The sequence below is a fragment of the Rhodopseudomonas pseudopalustris genome, from assembly GCF_900110435.1.
In the GTDB taxonomy this organism is placed as follows: Bacteria; Pseudomonadota; Alphaproteobacteria; order Rhizobiales; family Xanthobacteraceae; genus Rhodopseudomonas; species Rhodopseudomonas pseudopalustris.
Map to the genome: position 1 here is coordinate 60,483 of NZ_FODT01000008.1, position 15,621 is coordinate 76,103.

13 protein-coding genes, 1 tRNA gene and 1 pseudogene are annotated in these 15,621 nt (G+C 65.8%); 7 read left to right on the forward strand and 8 right to left on the reverse strand.

Annotated features, from left to right (window positions below; all coding sequences use genetic code 11):
• Nucleotides 1–80: 80 nt before the first annotated feature.
• The 3 genes from BMY71_RS16260 to BMY71_RS16270 are packed head-to-tail and all read right to left on the reverse strand — an operon-like array spanning nt 81 to nt 3,279.
• Nucleotides 81–380, reverse strand: coding sequence for an acylphosphatase (locus BMY71_RS16260; protein WP_092685094.1), 300 nt, complete (start codon nt 378–380; stop codon nt 81–83).
• 7 nt (nt 381–387) lie between these two features.
• Nucleotides 388–1,257 carry an isocitrate lyase/PEP mutase family protein gene (locus BMY71_RS16265; protein WP_092685096.1) on the reverse strand — a complete coding sequence of 290 codons (870 nt, stop codon included), beginning with the start codon at nt 1,255–1,257 and terminating at the stop codon, nt 388–390.
• A gap of 6 nt (nt 1,258–1,263) precedes the next feature.
• Nucleotides 1,264–3,279, reverse strand: a complete 2,016-nt coding sequence (locus tag BMY71_RS16270) for an acetyl-CoA carboxylase biotin carboxylase subunit (protein ID WP_092685097.1) — start codon at nt 3,277–3,279, stop codon at nt 1,264–1,266.
• Nucleotides 3,280–3,712: 433 nt separating this feature from the next.
• Here BMY71_RS16270 and BMY71_RS25305 point away from each other — a divergent pair.
• A pseudogene (locus tag BMY71_RS25305) lies at nt 3,713–4,252 on the forward strand (alkaline phosphatase family protein); the annotation flags it as partial.
• A 106-nt stretch (nt 4,253–4,358) separates the two neighbouring features.
• Here BMY71_RS25305 and BMY71_RS16280 read toward each other — a convergent pair.
• Entirely contained in the window at nt 4,359–4,934 is a 576-nt protein-coding gene (locus BMY71_RS16280) for a hypothetical protein (RefSeq protein ID WP_041806027.1), read from the reverse strand.
• A 345-nt stretch (nt 4,935–5,279) separates the two neighbouring features.
• The gene (locus BMY71_RS16285) at nt 5,280–5,678 is read right to left on the reverse strand and encodes a DUF2177 family protein (protein WP_092685099.1); all 399 of its coding nucleotides are present in this window, start codon (nt 5,676–5,678) and stop codon (nt 5,280–5,282) included.
• A 116-nt stretch (nt 5,679–5,794) separates the two neighbouring features.
• On the opposite strand from BMY71_RS16285, the gene BMY71_RS16290 reads away from it, so the two are divergent.
• Nucleotides 5,795–7,258 carry a cryptochrome/photolyase family protein gene (locus BMY71_RS16290; protein ID WP_092685101.1) on the forward strand — a complete coding sequence of 488 codons (1,464 nt, stop codon included), beginning with the start codon at nt 5,795–5,797 and terminating at the stop codon, nt 7,256–7,258.
• A gap of 90 nt (nt 7,259–7,348) precedes the next feature.
• The gene (locus BMY71_RS16295) at nt 7,349–7,747 is read left to right on the forward strand and encodes a hypothetical protein (protein WP_092685103.1); all 399 of its coding nucleotides are present in this window, start codon (nt 7,349–7,351) and stop codon (nt 7,745–7,747) included.
• 1,072 nt (nt 7,748–8,819) lie between these two features.
• On the opposite strand, the gene BMY71_RS16300 is transcribed toward BMY71_RS16295, so the two are convergent.
• Nucleotides 8,820–9,695 (reverse strand): DMT family transporter, encoded by an 876-nt coding sequence (locus tag BMY71_RS16300; protein WP_092685105.1) that lies wholly within the window; start codon nt 9,693–9,695, stop codon nt 8,820–8,822.
• An 86-nt stretch (nt 9,696–9,781) separates the two neighbouring features.
• Nucleotides 9,782–10,228 carry a hypothetical protein gene (locus BMY71_RS16305; RefSeq protein ID WP_011503501.1) on the reverse strand — a complete coding sequence of 149 codons (447 nt, stop codon included), beginning with the start codon at nt 10,226–10,228 and terminating at the stop codon, nt 9,782–9,784.
• 213 nt (nt 10,229–10,441) lie between these two features.
• On the opposite strand from BMY71_RS16305, the gene BMY71_RS16310 reads away from it, so the two are divergent.
• Nucleotides 10,442–10,518: transfer RNA gene (locus BMY71_RS16310), tRNA-Arg, on the forward strand.
• A 226-nt stretch (nt 10,519–10,744) separates the two neighbouring features.
• On the opposite strand, the gene BMY71_RS16315 is transcribed toward BMY71_RS16310, so the two are convergent.
• Nucleotides 10,745–11,737: an AraC family transcriptional regulator gene (locus BMY71_RS16315; RefSeq protein WP_011503502.1), complete on the reverse strand. Its 993-nt coding sequence runs from the start codon at nt 11,735–11,737 to the stop codon at nt 10,745–10,747.
• Between the two features lie 153 nt (nt 11,738–11,890).
• On the opposite strand from BMY71_RS16315, the gene BMY71_RS16320 reads away from it, so the two are divergent.
• Genes BMY71_RS16320 through BMY71_RS16330 form a run of 3 tightly spaced genes read left to right on the forward strand, consistent with a single transcriptional unit; the run spans nt 11,891 to nt 15,613 of the window.
• Nucleotides 11,891–13,579, forward strand: a complete 1,689-nt coding sequence (locus BMY71_RS16320) for an acyl-CoA synthetase (RefSeq protein WP_011503503.1) — start codon at nt 11,891–11,893, stop codon at nt 13,577–13,579.
• Between the two features lie 36 nt (nt 13,580–13,615).
• Nucleotides 13,616–14,380, forward strand: a complete 765-nt coding sequence (locus BMY71_RS16325; RefSeq protein ID WP_092685107.1) for a 3-hydroxyacyl-CoA dehydrogenase — start codon at nt 13,616–13,618, stop codon at nt 14,378–14,380.
• Nucleotides 14,381–14,425: 45 nt separating this feature from the next.
• A complete protein-coding gene (locus BMY71_RS16330) occupies nt 14,426–15,613 on the forward strand; it encodes an acetyl-CoA C-acyltransferase (protein WP_092685109.1) in 1,188 nt (395 codons plus the stop codon).
• Nucleotides 15,614–15,621 lie beyond the last annotated feature (8 nt).

The following is a 15,621-nucleotide window of genomic DNA, read 5'->3' on the forward strand; positions in this document are numbered from 1 at the left end:
CGATCAATCCGAGAGGAAGGCGGGAGACCAGCGCCGCGCGGGCAAGCGACTCTGAACTTGCGCGGCGGCGAGCGTTCGCCTTACAGCGTCGATAGGATCGAGAATCGCTCGCCCTCATAGCGCAGGTTCAAGGCGTCCTGCCCCGCCTCCTCGACGATCACCTCGTCGACATGGGCCGCCGACGGGCCAGTGCGGCATCGGGAGATCATCTCGGCCACCACCGTCTCGCGCCCTGCCAACAACGCCTCGACGTTGCCGTCGCGGCGATTGCGGACCCAGCCTTCGAGGCCCTGCGCCTCGGCGGTCATCGCGAGCCAGGCGCGATAGCCGACGCCCTGCACGCGACCGTGGATCGTGAGCTGGCGGATCAGTTCACTCATGGCCGGCTCATGACCGCTTCAGGCCGAGGAAATGCGCGCCGCGCTCGGCCACGACATCGGCGCGCGTGACCTGATCCATCAGCTCCGCGCTCGCCAGCCCGGTCAATTGCTTCGGCGTTGCGCCGTTCCTGATCGCCGACAGCGTGTTGAACACCGCCTCGGTCGCGGCGGCGATCGGCGCGTGGCCCTGCACCGCGATCCGCACCCGCTGCGCGGCGAGATAGTCCCAATCGGTGAGCTCCGCAGGCGGACTACCCAGCACGATCGGCAGCGTCGTCGCAGCAGCGATCGCATCGAGTTGCGGCCGCGTCTTCACGCCGGTGAAGAACAGTGCGTCGACGCCGGCGGCTTGATAGGCCACCGCGCGATCGATCGCGTCGTCGAGCGAAGTGATCGCGCAGGCGCCGGTGCGGCCGACGATCACCAGCGACGGATCGAGCCTTGCATCGAGCGCGGCCTTGATCTTGCCGAGCCCCTCCTCGCGCGAGATCAGTTGCGGGCTGGCCTCGCCATAGGCCTGCGGCAGCAGTGTGTCCTCGATGGTGAGACCGGCGGCGCCGGCCGCTTCCAATTCCTGCACGGTGCGGCGGACGTTGAGCGCGTTGCCGTAGCCGTGGTCGGCGTCGACCAGCACCGGCAGCGCGGCGGCGCGCGCCATCCGCCGCATCTGCTCGGCAAGCTCGGTCAGCGTGATCAGCGCGATATCAGGATCGCCGAGGATCGCCAGCGACGCCACCGAGCCACCGAACATCCCGAGCGGAAAGCCGAGATCGTCGGCGATCCGGATCGAGATCGCGTCATACACCGACGCCGGCCGCACGCAGGCCGATCCCGACAGGATCGCCCGCAGCGCGCCGCGGCGGTTGCGCCAGGCCATCGCAGGCTACGCGAACTCGAGGATCAGCGCGTCGACCGCCAGCGTGGCGCCGGGCGCAGCGTGAATCTTCTTCACCTGCCCGTCGCGCTCGGCGCGCAGCACGTTCTGCATCTTCATCGCCTCGACCACCGCCAGCGTCTCGCCGGCCTTGACCTCCTGGCCCTCGATCACCGCGATCGAGATCACCAGGCCCGGCATCGGGCACAGCACCTTCTTGCCGGTGTCGGCCTTGTTGCCTTCCAGCATCCAGCGCGCCGCCGAGGCCTCGCGCTCGGTGAAGACGTTGACCGCCACCTCGTAGCCGTGATGGGCGAGCCGGAATCCGTTCGGGACCGAGCGGACCTGCACCGCCAGCGGGTGGCCGTCGATCGTGCCCTGCCATACCGGATCGCCGGGAAGCCACGACGACAGCAATTGATGCGGCTGCCCCAGCGATCCTTCGGCTTCGACGAAGCGCACCACGAAGCCGTCGCCCTCGCGGATCACGTCGAGCGGAATCTCGCTGCGCTCCAGCCAGACGCTGCGGCGCCGTTCGCGGATCACCGCCCGGCCGATCATCTGGCCGGAGATCTTGCGCTTGCGCTCGCCGATCACACGGTCGATCGCGGCGCCGACCGCGGCGATGCGGCGGGCGACATCGCCCTCCGGCAGACGCGCCGCGAAGCCCTGCGGGAATTCCTCGGCGATGAAGCCGGTCGACAGATTGCCCTCGCGCCAGCGCGGATGCGTCATCAGCGCCGACAGGAACGGAATGTTGTGGCGGATGCCGTCGACATAGAACGCGTCCAGCGCATGGGCCTGCGCCTCGATCGCCGCGGCGCGGGACGGCGCGTGGGTCACCAGCTTGGCGATCATCGGATCGTAGAAGATCGAGATTTCCCCGCCTTCCTGCACGCCGGTGTCGTTGCGCACGGTGACGCCGGAGACGGAGCTCTCGGCCGGCGGCCGATACTTCACGAGGCGGCCGATCGACGGCAGGAAGTTGCGGAACGGATCTTCGGCATAGACGCGGCTTTCCACCGCCCAGCCCTTCAGCGTCACGTCCTTCTGGGCCAGCGCCAGCTTCTCGCCGGCGGCGACGCGGATCATCTGCTCGACCAGATCGATGCCGGTGACCATCTCGGTGACCGGATGTTCGACCTGCAGGCGGGTGTTCATTTCCAGGAAGTAGAAGCTCTTGTCCTGGCCGGCGACGAATTCGACGGTGCCGGCGGAGTCGTAGTTCACCGCCTTGGCCAGCGCGACGGCCTGCTCGCCCATCTTGCGGCGGGTGCCTTCGTCGAGCAGCGGCGACGGCGCTTCCTCGATCACCTTCTGGTTGCGGCGCTGGATCGAGCATTCGCGCTCGCCGAGATAGATGACGTTGCCGTGCTTGTCGCCGAGCACCTGGATTTCGATATGGCGCGGATCGACGATGAACTTCTCGATGAAAACGCGGTCGTCGCCGAACGAGGCTTTCGCTTCGGCCTTGGCGAGGCCGAAGCCTTCGGCGACCTCGGCGGTCGAGTGCGCGATGCGCATGCCCTTGCCGCCGCCGCCGGCCGACGCCTTGATCATCACCGGATAGCCGATCTCGTCGGCGATCTTCACCGCGTGCTTCTCGTCCTCGATCACGCCGAGGAAGCCCGGCACGGTCGAGACCTTGGCCTTGGCGGCCGCCTTCTTGGATTCGATCTTGTCGCCCATCGCGGCGATCGCGCCGGGGTTGGGACCGATGAAGACGATGCCGGCATCCGCCAGCGCGCGCGCGAACGCCTCGCGTTCCGACAGGAAGCCGTAGCCGGGATGCACCGCCTCGGCCCCTGTCTTCTTGCAGGCCTCGATGATCTTCTCGATCACCAGATAGCTCTCGGACGCCGCCGCAGGCCCGATCAGGACCGCTTCATCGGCCATTTCGACGTGCAGAGCGTCGCGATCCGCCTCGGAATAGACGGCGACCGTCTCGATACCCATCAAACGGGCGGTCTTGATGACCCGGCAGGCGATCTCGCCGCGATTGGCGATCAGAATACGTTTGAACATGTTCTTGTTCTTGCGACCTTGGGGTGGTTCTGCCCTCCCGGCCGGGACGGCAATCGGCATTGCGCGTGTGCTTGTAACAATTCTGTCGCCGAGGAAAACTAGATATTGCGAAGGGGTGCCCCGCAGGCCCCCTTTTCCTGCAAAGGGTCATCCATGCGTCGCACCCTCTCGCACCGCTCATCGCGGGCCTCGCCCTCCTGTCGGCAGGCACCGCTTTCGCCCAGAATGCGCAGCCCCGCAACCTGATTTTGTTCATTCCGGACGGGCTGCGGGCGCTGACGGTCACCCCGGAGACCGCGCCGGCGACGGCCGCGCTGCGGGACCAGGGCGTGAACTTAGCCGTTCGTCCTGGTATTCTGGTCGCGCGATCCGGACGGCAGGCAGCACAACCACGGCGACAGCCTGAACAGCATCACGCCCGGCAATAGAGGGCGAACCTCGATGGATCGTCGCCACCAATGGCGGCTCGGACCTGATTTATCTGCCGAACAGGGACCGGAAGCTCGCCGCCCGCACCATCAAGGCGCTGCTCGAACAGGACTATATCAGCGGACTGTTCGTCGATGACGATCTCGGCCGCTTCCCCGGCACGCTGCCGATGTCCGCGCTCGGCCTCAAGGGCAAGGCGGTGACGCCGACGCCGGCGATCGTCGTCAACTTCCGATCATATGCGTCGGGCTGCGCCGAGCCGACAACCTGCTCGGTCCAGGTCGCCGACACCGTACTGCGCCAGGGTCAGGGCATGCACGGCTCGTTCAGCCGCGGCGACACCATGAACTTCATGGCGGCGGTCGGCCCCGACTTCAAAGCCGGCTTCGCCGATCCCCTGCCCGTCAGCAATGCCGATGTCGGCTTCACCGCGGCGCACCTCCTCGGGTTGACGCCTGCTCAGCGATACGACGCCGCGGGATTTCCGGGCCGCACGCTCCGCCTCGCGGACGAGGAAGGCAAAAAGAAAACGGCGGGGAAGTAATCCCCGCCGCCTCACCGATCGATCACTCTCCAGCGTCATCTTGAGGTGCACGTCGAGCCGCGCTTTCGCGCGGCGCGCGCACCTGCGGATGACGACACGGGCCTGGTTACATCCCCAGATCGAACATGCTCGGCATTTGAATCAGCGGCAGGGTTGCGACGCCGACGAGGGTCGCGACCATCCGCATCAACGTGCGATTGTTCGGGCGCGCACTGCCGCGCATCTGCCGCGCGATCCACTCCAGGACATCGGTGTCGACGCCGACGGCGCGGGTCGGCGCCCAGGATTCGATCTCAGTGTCGGGCGACAGCGCGACGCTGCGCGGCGGCACCGGCAGGCCCGAGGCGGCCGCCGCATGGTGCACCACCGCCTTGGCGAACAGGTCGTCGAAACGGCCGTTGTCGTGACGCTCGGCAGCGGCGGCGTTGATCTCGAACAGCGCTTCGCATTCGGCGCGGCTCACCGGCTGGTTGTCGACCGCATCCGCAGTGAGAATACGGACGCACCAGGCAGCGTCGGCGGCGTCCAGCGTCCGTGAGAAGTGGACTCTGCCCCGGGTCGTCGGGCCCTCTCCGGTGATCACGCCGTCGCGCACGATTCCGAGCGCCTGAGCGGCAGTGTAGCGATCCGAAATACGGGTTGGTTGGATGCCGATTTCATCGGCCAGGGCAGCGGCAGTCATGGTTCCTTGCTCTTCATGTTGGTTGTCGACCAGCATTTCCACGCCGGCGTAAACGCTTGGTTAAGCCTTCATTCGCGCTCGCGAGGTTCCGTCCTCACTCCTGATTCTTTGATGAGGAGGGTTACGGATTTGTCGCAGTGACCGCGGTCACGGACGGTCAGATCGCAAGTCGCTCCGGCAGCGTTGCGGCGCAGCAGCGGCTTTATCGAGGCAAAGGGTCTACCAAAATGTCGCGGGATGCTGAAAGGTGCCCGAGCACCAGAATGCCGACAACGCGGCGGCGGCCGCCCTTCAGCAGGCGGCCGCTCGAAGATGGTCGGTCGGCTGGTTGCCGTCAGTCGCCAATCAGCGCGGCGACAGCCGATCGGCGATCAACAAGCCCAGCGAGCCGGATATCGCCGTGACGAAGGTCCCCCACGAGATGTCGGCGATGACCATCGGCCAGGTCCAATGCTTCAACACCGAAAGCGCAGTGAGCTCGAAGGTCGAATAGCAGAACAGTCCGAACAGCGCCCCGAGCAGCAGCGAGGACCGAAAGGTCGCCGTCGCCGATCCGTTGACGAAAACCATGATGCCGACGACGTAGAGCGAATAGAATATCACCGCCGGCAGCAGCCGGACCGGGCCGAGCATTTCGCCAACCTGGCTGGCGAAGAAGTCCTTCGCAATGAAGCCGAGAAACAGGAAATCCAGCGGGATCAGGACAATGAACGTCGCCAGATAGAGAACGCCATACCGCTTCAACTCAACCTCCTCAATTCAGTCCGCAGGGTCCGCAATACGCTTTACTTCCTCGCGGGTTGCAAGCCCGTCGCGCGCGCCGCGGATCAAAATCCCTCTCGCAGGATTGCACTGTCCTGATGCCCAACAACACGCCCCGCCCCGTCATCGTTTGGTTTCGCGACGATCTGCGGCTGTCCGATCACCCTGCCCTGCATCAAGCTGCCGCATCCGGCGGCCCGCTGATCTGCATCTACGTCTTCGACGAAGACAGCGCGCAGCTCCGCTCGCCGCAGGCCCGGCCGCTCGGCGGCGCATCGCGCTGGTGGCTGGCGCAATCGCTGCGCGCGCTCGCTGCCAGTTTGGAGAAGCGCGGCGCGCGGCTGATCCTGCGCCGCGGACCGGCCGCCGCGATCATCGCCGAGCTGGCGCGCCAGGTCGACGCCAGCGCGGTGCACTGGAACGAGATCGAGATCGCGCCGCATCGCGCTGTCGCCGACGACCTCGCCGAAGCGTTGAGCGTCGCCGGGATCGATCACCACCGCCATCGCGGCGATCTGCTCGCTACACCGGCGCAGGTGCGCACCAAAGAAGGCCGCGGACTGCGCGTGTTCACGCCGTTCTGGCGGCGTGTGCTCGGCCTTGGCGATCCGCCGAAGCTGCTGCCGGCGCCGAAAACCCTGAGCGCCACGCAAGGTCTGTCCGGCGATCAGCTTGATAGCTGGATGCTCGAGCCAACCAAACCGGACTGGGCCGGCGGCCTGCGCGAAAGCTGGACGCCCGGCGAAGGCGCCGCGCACCACAACCTCACCGCATTCCTCGACGGCCTGCCCGGCTACACCGAAGGCCGCGACCGGCCCGACTGCGCTGCGACGTCGCGGCTGTCGCCGCATCTGCGGTTCGGCGAGATCAGCCCGCGTCAGGTCTGGTACGCGGCGCGGTTCGCCGCGGCGGAGCGGCCCGCGATCGCCGGCGACATCGACAAGTTCCTGAGCGAACTCGGCTGGCGCGAGTTCTGCCGGCATTTGCTGCACGATCATCCCGATCTCGCCGAGCGCAATCTGCAGGCCTCATTCGACGCCTTTCCCTGGATCACCGACGCCGCCGCGCTGCACGCCTGGCAGCGCGGCGGCACCGGTTATCCGATCGTCGATGCGGGAATGCGCGAGCTCTGGCACACCGGCGTGATGCACAATCGCGTCCGCATGGTGGTGGCGTCGTTCCTGGTGAAGCATCTGCTGATCGACTGGCGCTGCGGCGAGCAATGGTTCTGGGACACGCTGGTCGACGCCGATGCCGGCAGCAATCCGGCCAATTGGCAGTGGGTCGCGGGCTCCGGCGCCGATGCCGCGCCGTATTTTCGCGTGTTCAATCCCATCCTGCAGGGAGAAAAATTCGACCCGGCCGGCGACTATGTGCGTCGCTGGGTGCCTGAACTCGCCTCGCTTCCCGCTAAATTCATCCACCAGCCATGGACTGCGACGCCGTTCGAACTCGCAGCGGCGGGCGTCACACTCGGCGGCAATTATCCGGAGCCGATCGTCGATCACCGGGTCGGACGCGAGCGCGCGCTTGCGGCTTACGCCAAAACGCGTCAGCATTGAACAACTTCGCTTAGCGCCACTACTAACACTCGCGAATCGGCTATCGTCGATTCCATCTGTAAACCGTCTGCAAAACCCCTGGGGGACGACATGGACGACGACAAGCCGATTTTCGATCAGGTGACTGACGCCATCAGCAACGCCGCTGACGAAGCCAAGAAGGCGGTGAAGAAGGCCCGCAAGGCCGCCACCAAGGCGGCGAAGAAGGTCGCCAAGAAGGTGACGGGCAAGAAGGCGAAGAAAGCCAAGAAGGCCCCCGCCAAGAAGGCCGCAGCCAAGAAGTCCACCGCCAAGAAGGCCGTGAAGACGGCAAAGAAGGCGGCGAAGGGCGCGGCCAAGAAGGCGAAGAAGACCGCCAAGAAGGCTGCGAAGGCGGTCAAGAAGACCACCAAGAAGGCAGCTAAGAAGGCCGATAAGAAGGCCGACAAGAAAGTTGCCAAGAAGGCCGGCAAGAAGGCCGCCAAGAAGGCCAAGAAGTCGAAGCGCTGAGCCTCTCGCCAGCGTCGGCAAGCGGAAGCCTCCGGATCATCACCGGAGGCTTTTTGCTGTGCGGTCGGGCGATCTCCCCGGACTCGCGTTCGTCATTCCGGGGCGCTCACGAAGTCAGCGAACCCGGAATCCATACGCCCTGCGCTCACGTTCAGGTCCACCGTTGCGAACTCCGTTTCGGACCGCTGACGCCGGTGGTTATGGATTCCGGTTCGCTCCGTCGCGCGCCCGGAATGACGACCGCGAGGGTGGCGGCCGCAGGATGGGCTGAGCGGAGCGGAGCGAGCCCCACCCTCCCGCCCCTTGACAATATTCCTATTATGAATATAGTCCGCACCGTCCTGTCCGTGAGGGGCGCATCATGAGGCGTCGGATTGCGGGACAGATCACGAAGGCCGGGCGACTGGCCTCCATGATAACCCGGCGTGGCCAGCTTGCTGGCGATGTCGGCTGGACGCGGCGTCCTGCGCGCTGTGCCTCGCAAGCACGCGTCCGGGAGGCAGAGGGTCACCGTCCGCCGCTACTATGAGCGGCTGCCGCTTTCGTGGCTGGACGGGCGCAGCAGAGGCGGGGGAAATCCCCGAAATCTCCCTGCCCCCGGAAGAACGGTCCCGACGCCCAAAACCGCCGCGGTGGGCGCGCTGACGAGGCGTTGCGCGATGGTGCGCAAGCCATCGCGACACTCACCACCTTTGCGCCGACCGGCGCGCCCCCACCCCTCGCTGTGACAGCGACGGGTGCACAGCTCGGGCTCGATGAGCCGCGAGAGGGAATTGCCGTGGCTGTTTGATATTCTGCATCGGAGATCGTGATGGGACACAGCGCGTCCATCACTCACACCCGTCATCGCCCGGCTCCGACGGGGCGACCCAGTATCCCAGAGCAATCGAGGTGTTCGCGCAGTGCCTGCATAGGCACGCTCTGCGATACTGTGTCCCCCGCTTTCGCGGGGGATGACGGCGATGATGTGGGGCGCCGCTTTGCGCTTCATGGAGGACCGCTCTCCTGCCGTGTCGCGGGCGCTATGCCGCTTCGCAGAACAGGGACCGAGACGAGCGAAGGTGAAAAGCAACTACGCCTTGGCGCGATTGACCAGAAACACCGCGGCGGCACAGGTCGCCATGCCGGCGATCGCCACCGCATCGAGCTGCTCGTCGAACAGCACATAGGCCATCAAGGCCGTCACGGCCGGCACCAGGTAGAACAGGCTCGCCACCGAGGTCGCGGCCGAGCGACGGATCAGCCAGTACAGCAGGCCGATCGTGCCGATCGACAGCACCACTGCGAGCCAGGTCAGCGCCAGTACGAACTCGGTGGTCCAGTTCACCACCCGGGCTTCAAACAGAAATGCGCCCGCGGCGAAGAACGCCAGGGCGGCGAGATACTGCACGATGTTGCCGGAGCGCCAGTCGACGCCGCCGCAGAACCGCTTCTGATACAGCGTGCCGACGGTGATGCCGACCAGCGAACATCCCGACGCCAACCAGCCCCACCCGGCGTCGCCGCTGATCGTGCGATTGTGCATGATCATCAGCACCCCGCCGAGGCCCAGCGCCAGCCCCGCCCATTGCTGCGCGGTGACGCGCTCGCCGAGCCAGCGGTTCGCCAGCGTCGAGGTCAGGATCGGCTGCAGGCCGGGGATCAGAGCCGACAGCCCCGCCGGCACCGAATGGGCGATCGCAATCGCCGTGCCGGCCAGATAGATGCCGTGCACCAGAATGCCGGCGACGATGCTGTGGCCGATGCCGGCGAGATTTGGCCAGCGTGGCCGGCTGATCGCCACGATGATCGCCATCAGCGCCACCACCAGCACCATCCGGATCGACAGATAGGTCAGCGGCTCGGCGCCGGTCAGCGCATATTTGGTGCCGACGAAACCGGTGCTCCACAGCACCACGAAGATCGCAGGCGCCGCGCGCGCGGCCAGATGGTCGGTGGATTTTGTCATCGCGCGGCTTGAGTGCCCGATCGGCAGGCAGGCGGCAACCGCGAAATGCGCGGCGCAACCCGGGTGGTTTCAGCGACCCAGGTCGATCAGAATTCTTCCGGGCACGGATCGACGATCTTCCACAGCTCGGCGCCGTTCTTGATCTTCTTCATGTCGTTGGTGAGGCCGCCGTTCCGGTTGATCCAGTCCTTCACCGGCTGCGGGTAATAGCCCATCAGTTCGGAGGTGCCCTCGAGGCTGGTGACCTTGATGCCGAAGGTGAAGGACTTGTCGTAATAAGCGAGATGGAAGCCGAGGCTGGCGCGCGGCGTGACGCAGATCTTGTTCAGCGGCACGATGCCGAACACCATGGTGCAGGCCGAATTGCAGATGCCGTCGATGATCACGCGCTCGCGGCGGTCGCGGATCCGCTCGTACTTGGCCTTGTATTCGGTGACGTAGCCGCCGTGATCACGTGTGATGTGCAGATCGGCGCGCGCCGGCGACACCATCAGCATCAAGGGGAGCAGCAGCGAGGCAAGCAATCTTGGCATGGGCGATCGGCAACCGGATGGGCTGAAAGGACAGGACAACGGCGCGACGACACCGTCAAGCCCTTAATCTGGCTTCACTTTGTTTGGATTTCGTTAAGCATCGCATTCCGGCGAAAAGATGGGCATTTCTCCGCACCCCCTTGTAAATCCCGGCAAAAATGCGGTAATCGGCCAATGTCCGACTGCTTCGCCGCGGTCAGGCACATTGGCAAGGCGCTCGTAGCTCAGCTGGATAGAGCATCGGATTTCGATTCCGAGGGCCGGAGGTTCGAATCCTTCCGAGCGCGCCATTTCGTCACCATTCAGAACGAGACAGCGAACATTGCACCTGACCAGCGCGATGTCTTCGTGCCTGATCCATGGCGCGTTCAGATAACGCAGGTCTTGTGCACGCTACAAATCGGGGTTCGATAAGAGCTTCAGAATGGTTGCTGCGGCCGAAAAGCTGCCAAGGCTTCACCCAACCAGCCTTCACCCAACCAGCCTTCACCCAACCAGCCTTCACCCAACCAGCCTTCACCCAACCAGCGCCTCGCGGCGGAAGGCGCCTGGGCTTTTCGCCATCCACTTTCGGAAGGCGCGGTGGAAAGCGCTGGGCTCGGCAAAGCCGAGGTCAGCGGCGATGTCGCCCACCGGCTTCTCGTTCTCCGCCAGCCATCGAATGGCGAGAACCCGGCGTATCTCATCCTTGATGGTCTGGTAGGTTTGTCCCTCTGCGCGCAGCCGGCGGCGCAAACTGGAGGCTGGTATCTTCATTTGTTTCGCCAGCGTCTCGAAGTTCGGCCACGCCGTCGGCGGTCGCGCCCGCAGCGTATTTCGGATTGCCGCAGTGAGGGTGGCGTCGTGGCGGTAGCGCACCAGGATGTTGGCCGGTGCCCGCCGCAAAAATTCCTTCAGCGCCCGTTCTGTGCGGTTGGGGCGGAGTTTGAGATAGGCGGCGTCGAACGCCAGCGCGCTCTCTGGCTGGCCGAACCTGACCGACGCCCCGAAAAACAGCCGATAGTCCGCCGCGAACTCCGGCGGCCGGCAGGCGAAATCGACCCGCCGCAGCGGCAGGCGCCGGCCCACCAGCCAGCAGGCGAGGCCATGCACCACGATCCAGAAAGTGCGATAGGCAAACGCCGAGCGCGGCGCGCCCTTGTCTTTCAACACGATGCGGGCGATGTCGCCTTCGACCTGCAGCACGCCGCAAGGATCGTCCAGCGCCACCTTCAGGAATCGGAGTGCCCGGTTGAGCGCCTGCTCCAGCGTCGGGGCATTGAGCACGGCATGACAGAGCAGCGTGAACGAGCCCGGTCGCATCGGTCGCCCGCCGAGGCCGAAGAACTCGTCGTTCATCGCCGCCGCCACCGCTAGCCACAGCGCGCCAAATCGCGCGGCCGACACCCGCTCGCGAACGATCTGGGGCAGGCCCGCGGAGGCCAGCACCGGCCCAGGCGAAATGCCGGCGCGGCGCAGGCAATCCGAAACTTCTTCTACGAACAGAGGTGAAATTGTCCGCCGCTCCATCGGACCGGCCTTTCCGCTGATATGGCAAAACCGATCACAAACTTAGGTCAGTTTGGTCCTAGAAAGCCACAGCGTTCCGCCGCTTAATCCGCCCCTGTGAATCCATTCGCGTCAGCCCCTCGTGCCAACAACGAGGGCAAGGGAAGAAGCACCATGAGCAACACTCCTCGTCCGGCCGCCGCCCCCGAAGATTATGCCGACGTCCTTGCGCGGTTTCGCCGCGACGACCTCGAGGCCCTCTTCGACGGCAATTTCGCAACCGGCCTCAACGTCTGCGTCGAATGCTGCGATCGCCACGTCGAAGGCGGCGGCATTGCGCTCGATTGGGAAAGCCAGGACGGCCGCACCGCCTCCTTCACTTTCGCCGAGATGAAGGACTATGCCGCCCGCGTCGCCAACCTGCTGGTGGCGCAGGGCGTCAAACCCGGCGACGTGGTCGCCGGCATGTTGCCGCGGACGCCCGAATTACTTGCCTTGATCCTCGGCACCTGGCGCGCCGGCGCCGTCTATCAGCCGCTGTTCACCGCCTTCGGACCCAAGGCGATCGAGCACCGCCTCAAAATGAGCGCCGCCAAGCTGGTGGTCACCGACCTCGCCAACCGGGCCAAGCTGGCCGACGTCGTCGACTGCCCGACCGTCGCGATCGTCACGCGCCCAGGTGAAAGCGCCCCGCTCGGCGACCTCGATTTCCACGCCGAGATCGCTTCGAAATCCACACAGTTCGAGCCGGTGCTGCGCAAAGGCAGTGACCTGTTCCTGATGATGTCGACGTCGGGCACCACCGGCCTTCCCAAGGGCGTGCCGGTGCCGATCGACGCGCTGCCGGCGTTCTATTCCTACATGCGCGACGCGGTCGACCTGCGCCCGGACGACATCTTCTGGAACATTGCCGATCCCGGCTGGGCCTACGGGCTGTACTACGCCGTCACCGGTCCCTTGCTGCTCGGCCACGCGACCACCTTTTTCGACGGGCCGTTCACGGCCGAGAGCACCTACGGCCTGATCAAGCGCCGCGGCATCACCAATCTCGCCGGCGCCCCCACCGCCTACCGACTGCTGATTGCGGCGGGTCCGGCGATGGCAGCTCCGGTGAAGGGCCAGCTTCGCGTCGTCAGCAGCGCCGGCGAGCCGCTGAACCCGGAAGTGATTCGCTGGTTCGCCGAACATCTCGGCGCGCCGATCCACGATCATTACGGCCAGACCGAGCTCGGCATGGTGGTCAACAATCACCATCGCCTGCGCCATACCGTGCATCCAGGCTCGGCGGGTCTTGCCATGCCCGGCTTCCGCGTCGCGGTGCTCGACGACGACAGTCGCGAACTGCCGGCTAACGTGCCGGGCATTCTCAGCGTCGATCTCGCCCGCTCGCCGCTGATGTGGTTCTCTGGCTATTGGCAGCAGGACACTCCCGCCATCGCCAACGGCTATTACCGCACCGGCGACACCGTGGAGATGGAACCCGATGGCTCGATCAGTTTCGTCGGCCGCTCCGACGACGTCATCACTTCGTCGGGCTACCGGATCGGTCCATTCGACGTCGAAAGCGCGCTGATCGAACACCCGGCGGTGATCGAGGCGGCGGTGATCGGTAAGCCTGACGCCGAGCGCACCGAAATCGTCAAAGCCTATGTGGTGCTGGCCAATGACGTCGAACCCACCGACCAACTTGCCGAGGAGCTGCGCCAATACGTCAAGAAGCGGCTCTCCGCCCACGCCTATCCGCGCGAGATCGAATTCCTGGAGCAGTTGCCGAAGACACCGAGCGGCAAACTGCAGCGGTTCATTTTGCGCAAGCGCGATGTCGACCAGAGCAAGGATGCGCCGGCCCCGTCGGCGCACTGAACCCGCAACAACGCATTCAAGAAACCGGACAGAACAATGAACATCACCAATCGCGTCGTCCTGGTCACCGGCGCCGCCTCCGGCCTCGGCGCCGCCACCGCCCGCAGCCTCGTCGCCGCGGGCGCCAAGGTGGTCGGCCTCGACCTCAATGCCGCCGCCGGCGCCGTGCTCGAAGCCGACCTCGGCGGCAGCTTTCGCTTCCTCACCACCGACGTCACCAAGGAAGAAGACGGCCAGGCGGCGGTGAAGCTGGCGCAGGAGCTCGGCCAGCTTTCCGGCCTGGTCAATTGCGCCGGCGTCGCCCCCGGCGAAAAGGTGGTCGGCCGCAAGGGCCCGCATCAGCTCGCCAGCTTCGCCCGCGCCATCTCGATCAATCTGGTCGGCACCTTCAACATGATCCGGCTCGCCGCCGAGGCGATGATCCAGCAGCCGGCGAATGATCAGGGCGAACGCGGCGTGATCATCAACACCGCCTCGGTAGCGGCGTTCGACGGCCAGATCGGCCAGGCCGCCTACTCCGCCTCCAAGGGCGGCGTTGCGGCGATGACGCTGCCGGTGGCGCGCGAACTGGCGCAGCACGGCATCCGCGTCGTCACCATCGCGCCGGGCATTTTCGAGACGCCGATGATGGCGGGAATGCCGCAGGAGGTGCAGGATGCGCTCGGCAAGAGCGTGCCGTTCCCGCCGCGCCTCGGCCGGCCGTCGGAATATGCCGATCTGGTGCAGCACATCATCGCCAATACCATGTTGAATGGCGAGGTGATCCGCCTCGACGGCGCGCTGCGCATGGCTCCGCGCTGATATCCTGCTGACAACAGAACAACTCACATCTCCGGGAGGATTTCCATGTCCCACGATCCCATCGTTATCGTCGGCTCCGCACGCACGCCGATGGGCGGTTTCCAGGGCGAGCTGAAGGACGCCACTGCGTCCCAGCTCGGCTCCGCCGCCATCGCAGCCGCGGTCGCGCGCGCCGGGCTGAAACCGGACGCGATCGACGAGGTGGTGTTCGGCTGCGTGCTGCCGGCCGGTCAGGGCCAGGCCCCGGCGCGGCAGGCCGCGCTCGGCGCCGGGCTGCCGCTGTCGACCGGCGCCACGACCATCAACAAGATGTGCGGCTCGGGCATGAAGGCGGCGATGCTGGCCAATGATCTTCTGATCGCCGGAAGCGCGACAATCGCGGTCGCCGGCGGCATGGAGAGCATGACCAACGCGCCCTATCTGCTCGACCGTGCCCGCGGCGGCTATCGCATGGGCCACGGCCGTGTGCTCGACCACATGTTCCTCGATGGGCTCGAGGACGCCTATGACAAGGGACGGCTGATGGGCACCTTCGCCGAGGACTGTGCCCAGAACTACCAGTTCAGCCGTGAGCTGCAGGACAATTTCGCCATCACCTCGCTGACCCGGGCACAGACCGCGATCAAGGACGGCTCGTTCGCCGGCGAGGTAACGCCGGTGACGGTGAAGTCCGGCAGGTCCGAGATCACCGTGACTACCGACGAACAGCCGCTGAAAGCGAAACTCGACAAGATCCCGACGCTGAAGCCGGCGTTCCGCGACGGCGGCACGGTGACAGCGGCCAACTCCTCGTCGATCTCCGACGGCGCCGCCGCTCTGGTGCTGATGCGTCGCTCGGAGGCCGATCGGCGCGGGTTGACCCCGCTTGCCGCTATCGCCGGCCACGCCACCCATGCCCATGAGCCCAATCTGTTTGCCACTGCGCCGATCGGCGCGATACGGAAGCTCGCCGAGCGCACCGGCTGGAACCTCGCCGATGTCGACCTGTTCGAAATCAACGAGGCGTTCGCGGTGGTGGCGCTGGCGGCGATGCACGACCTTGGCCTGCCGCACGACAAGGTCAACGTCCATGGCGGGGCCTGCGCGCTCGGCCATCCGATCGGCGCCTCCGGCGCCCGCGTGCTGGTGACGCTGCTGGCGGCGCTCGAAAAATACGACCTCAAGCGCGGCATCGCCTCGTTGTGCATCGGCGGCGGCGAGGCCACCGCCGTCGCCGTGGAACGGTTATCCTAACTCAGCGA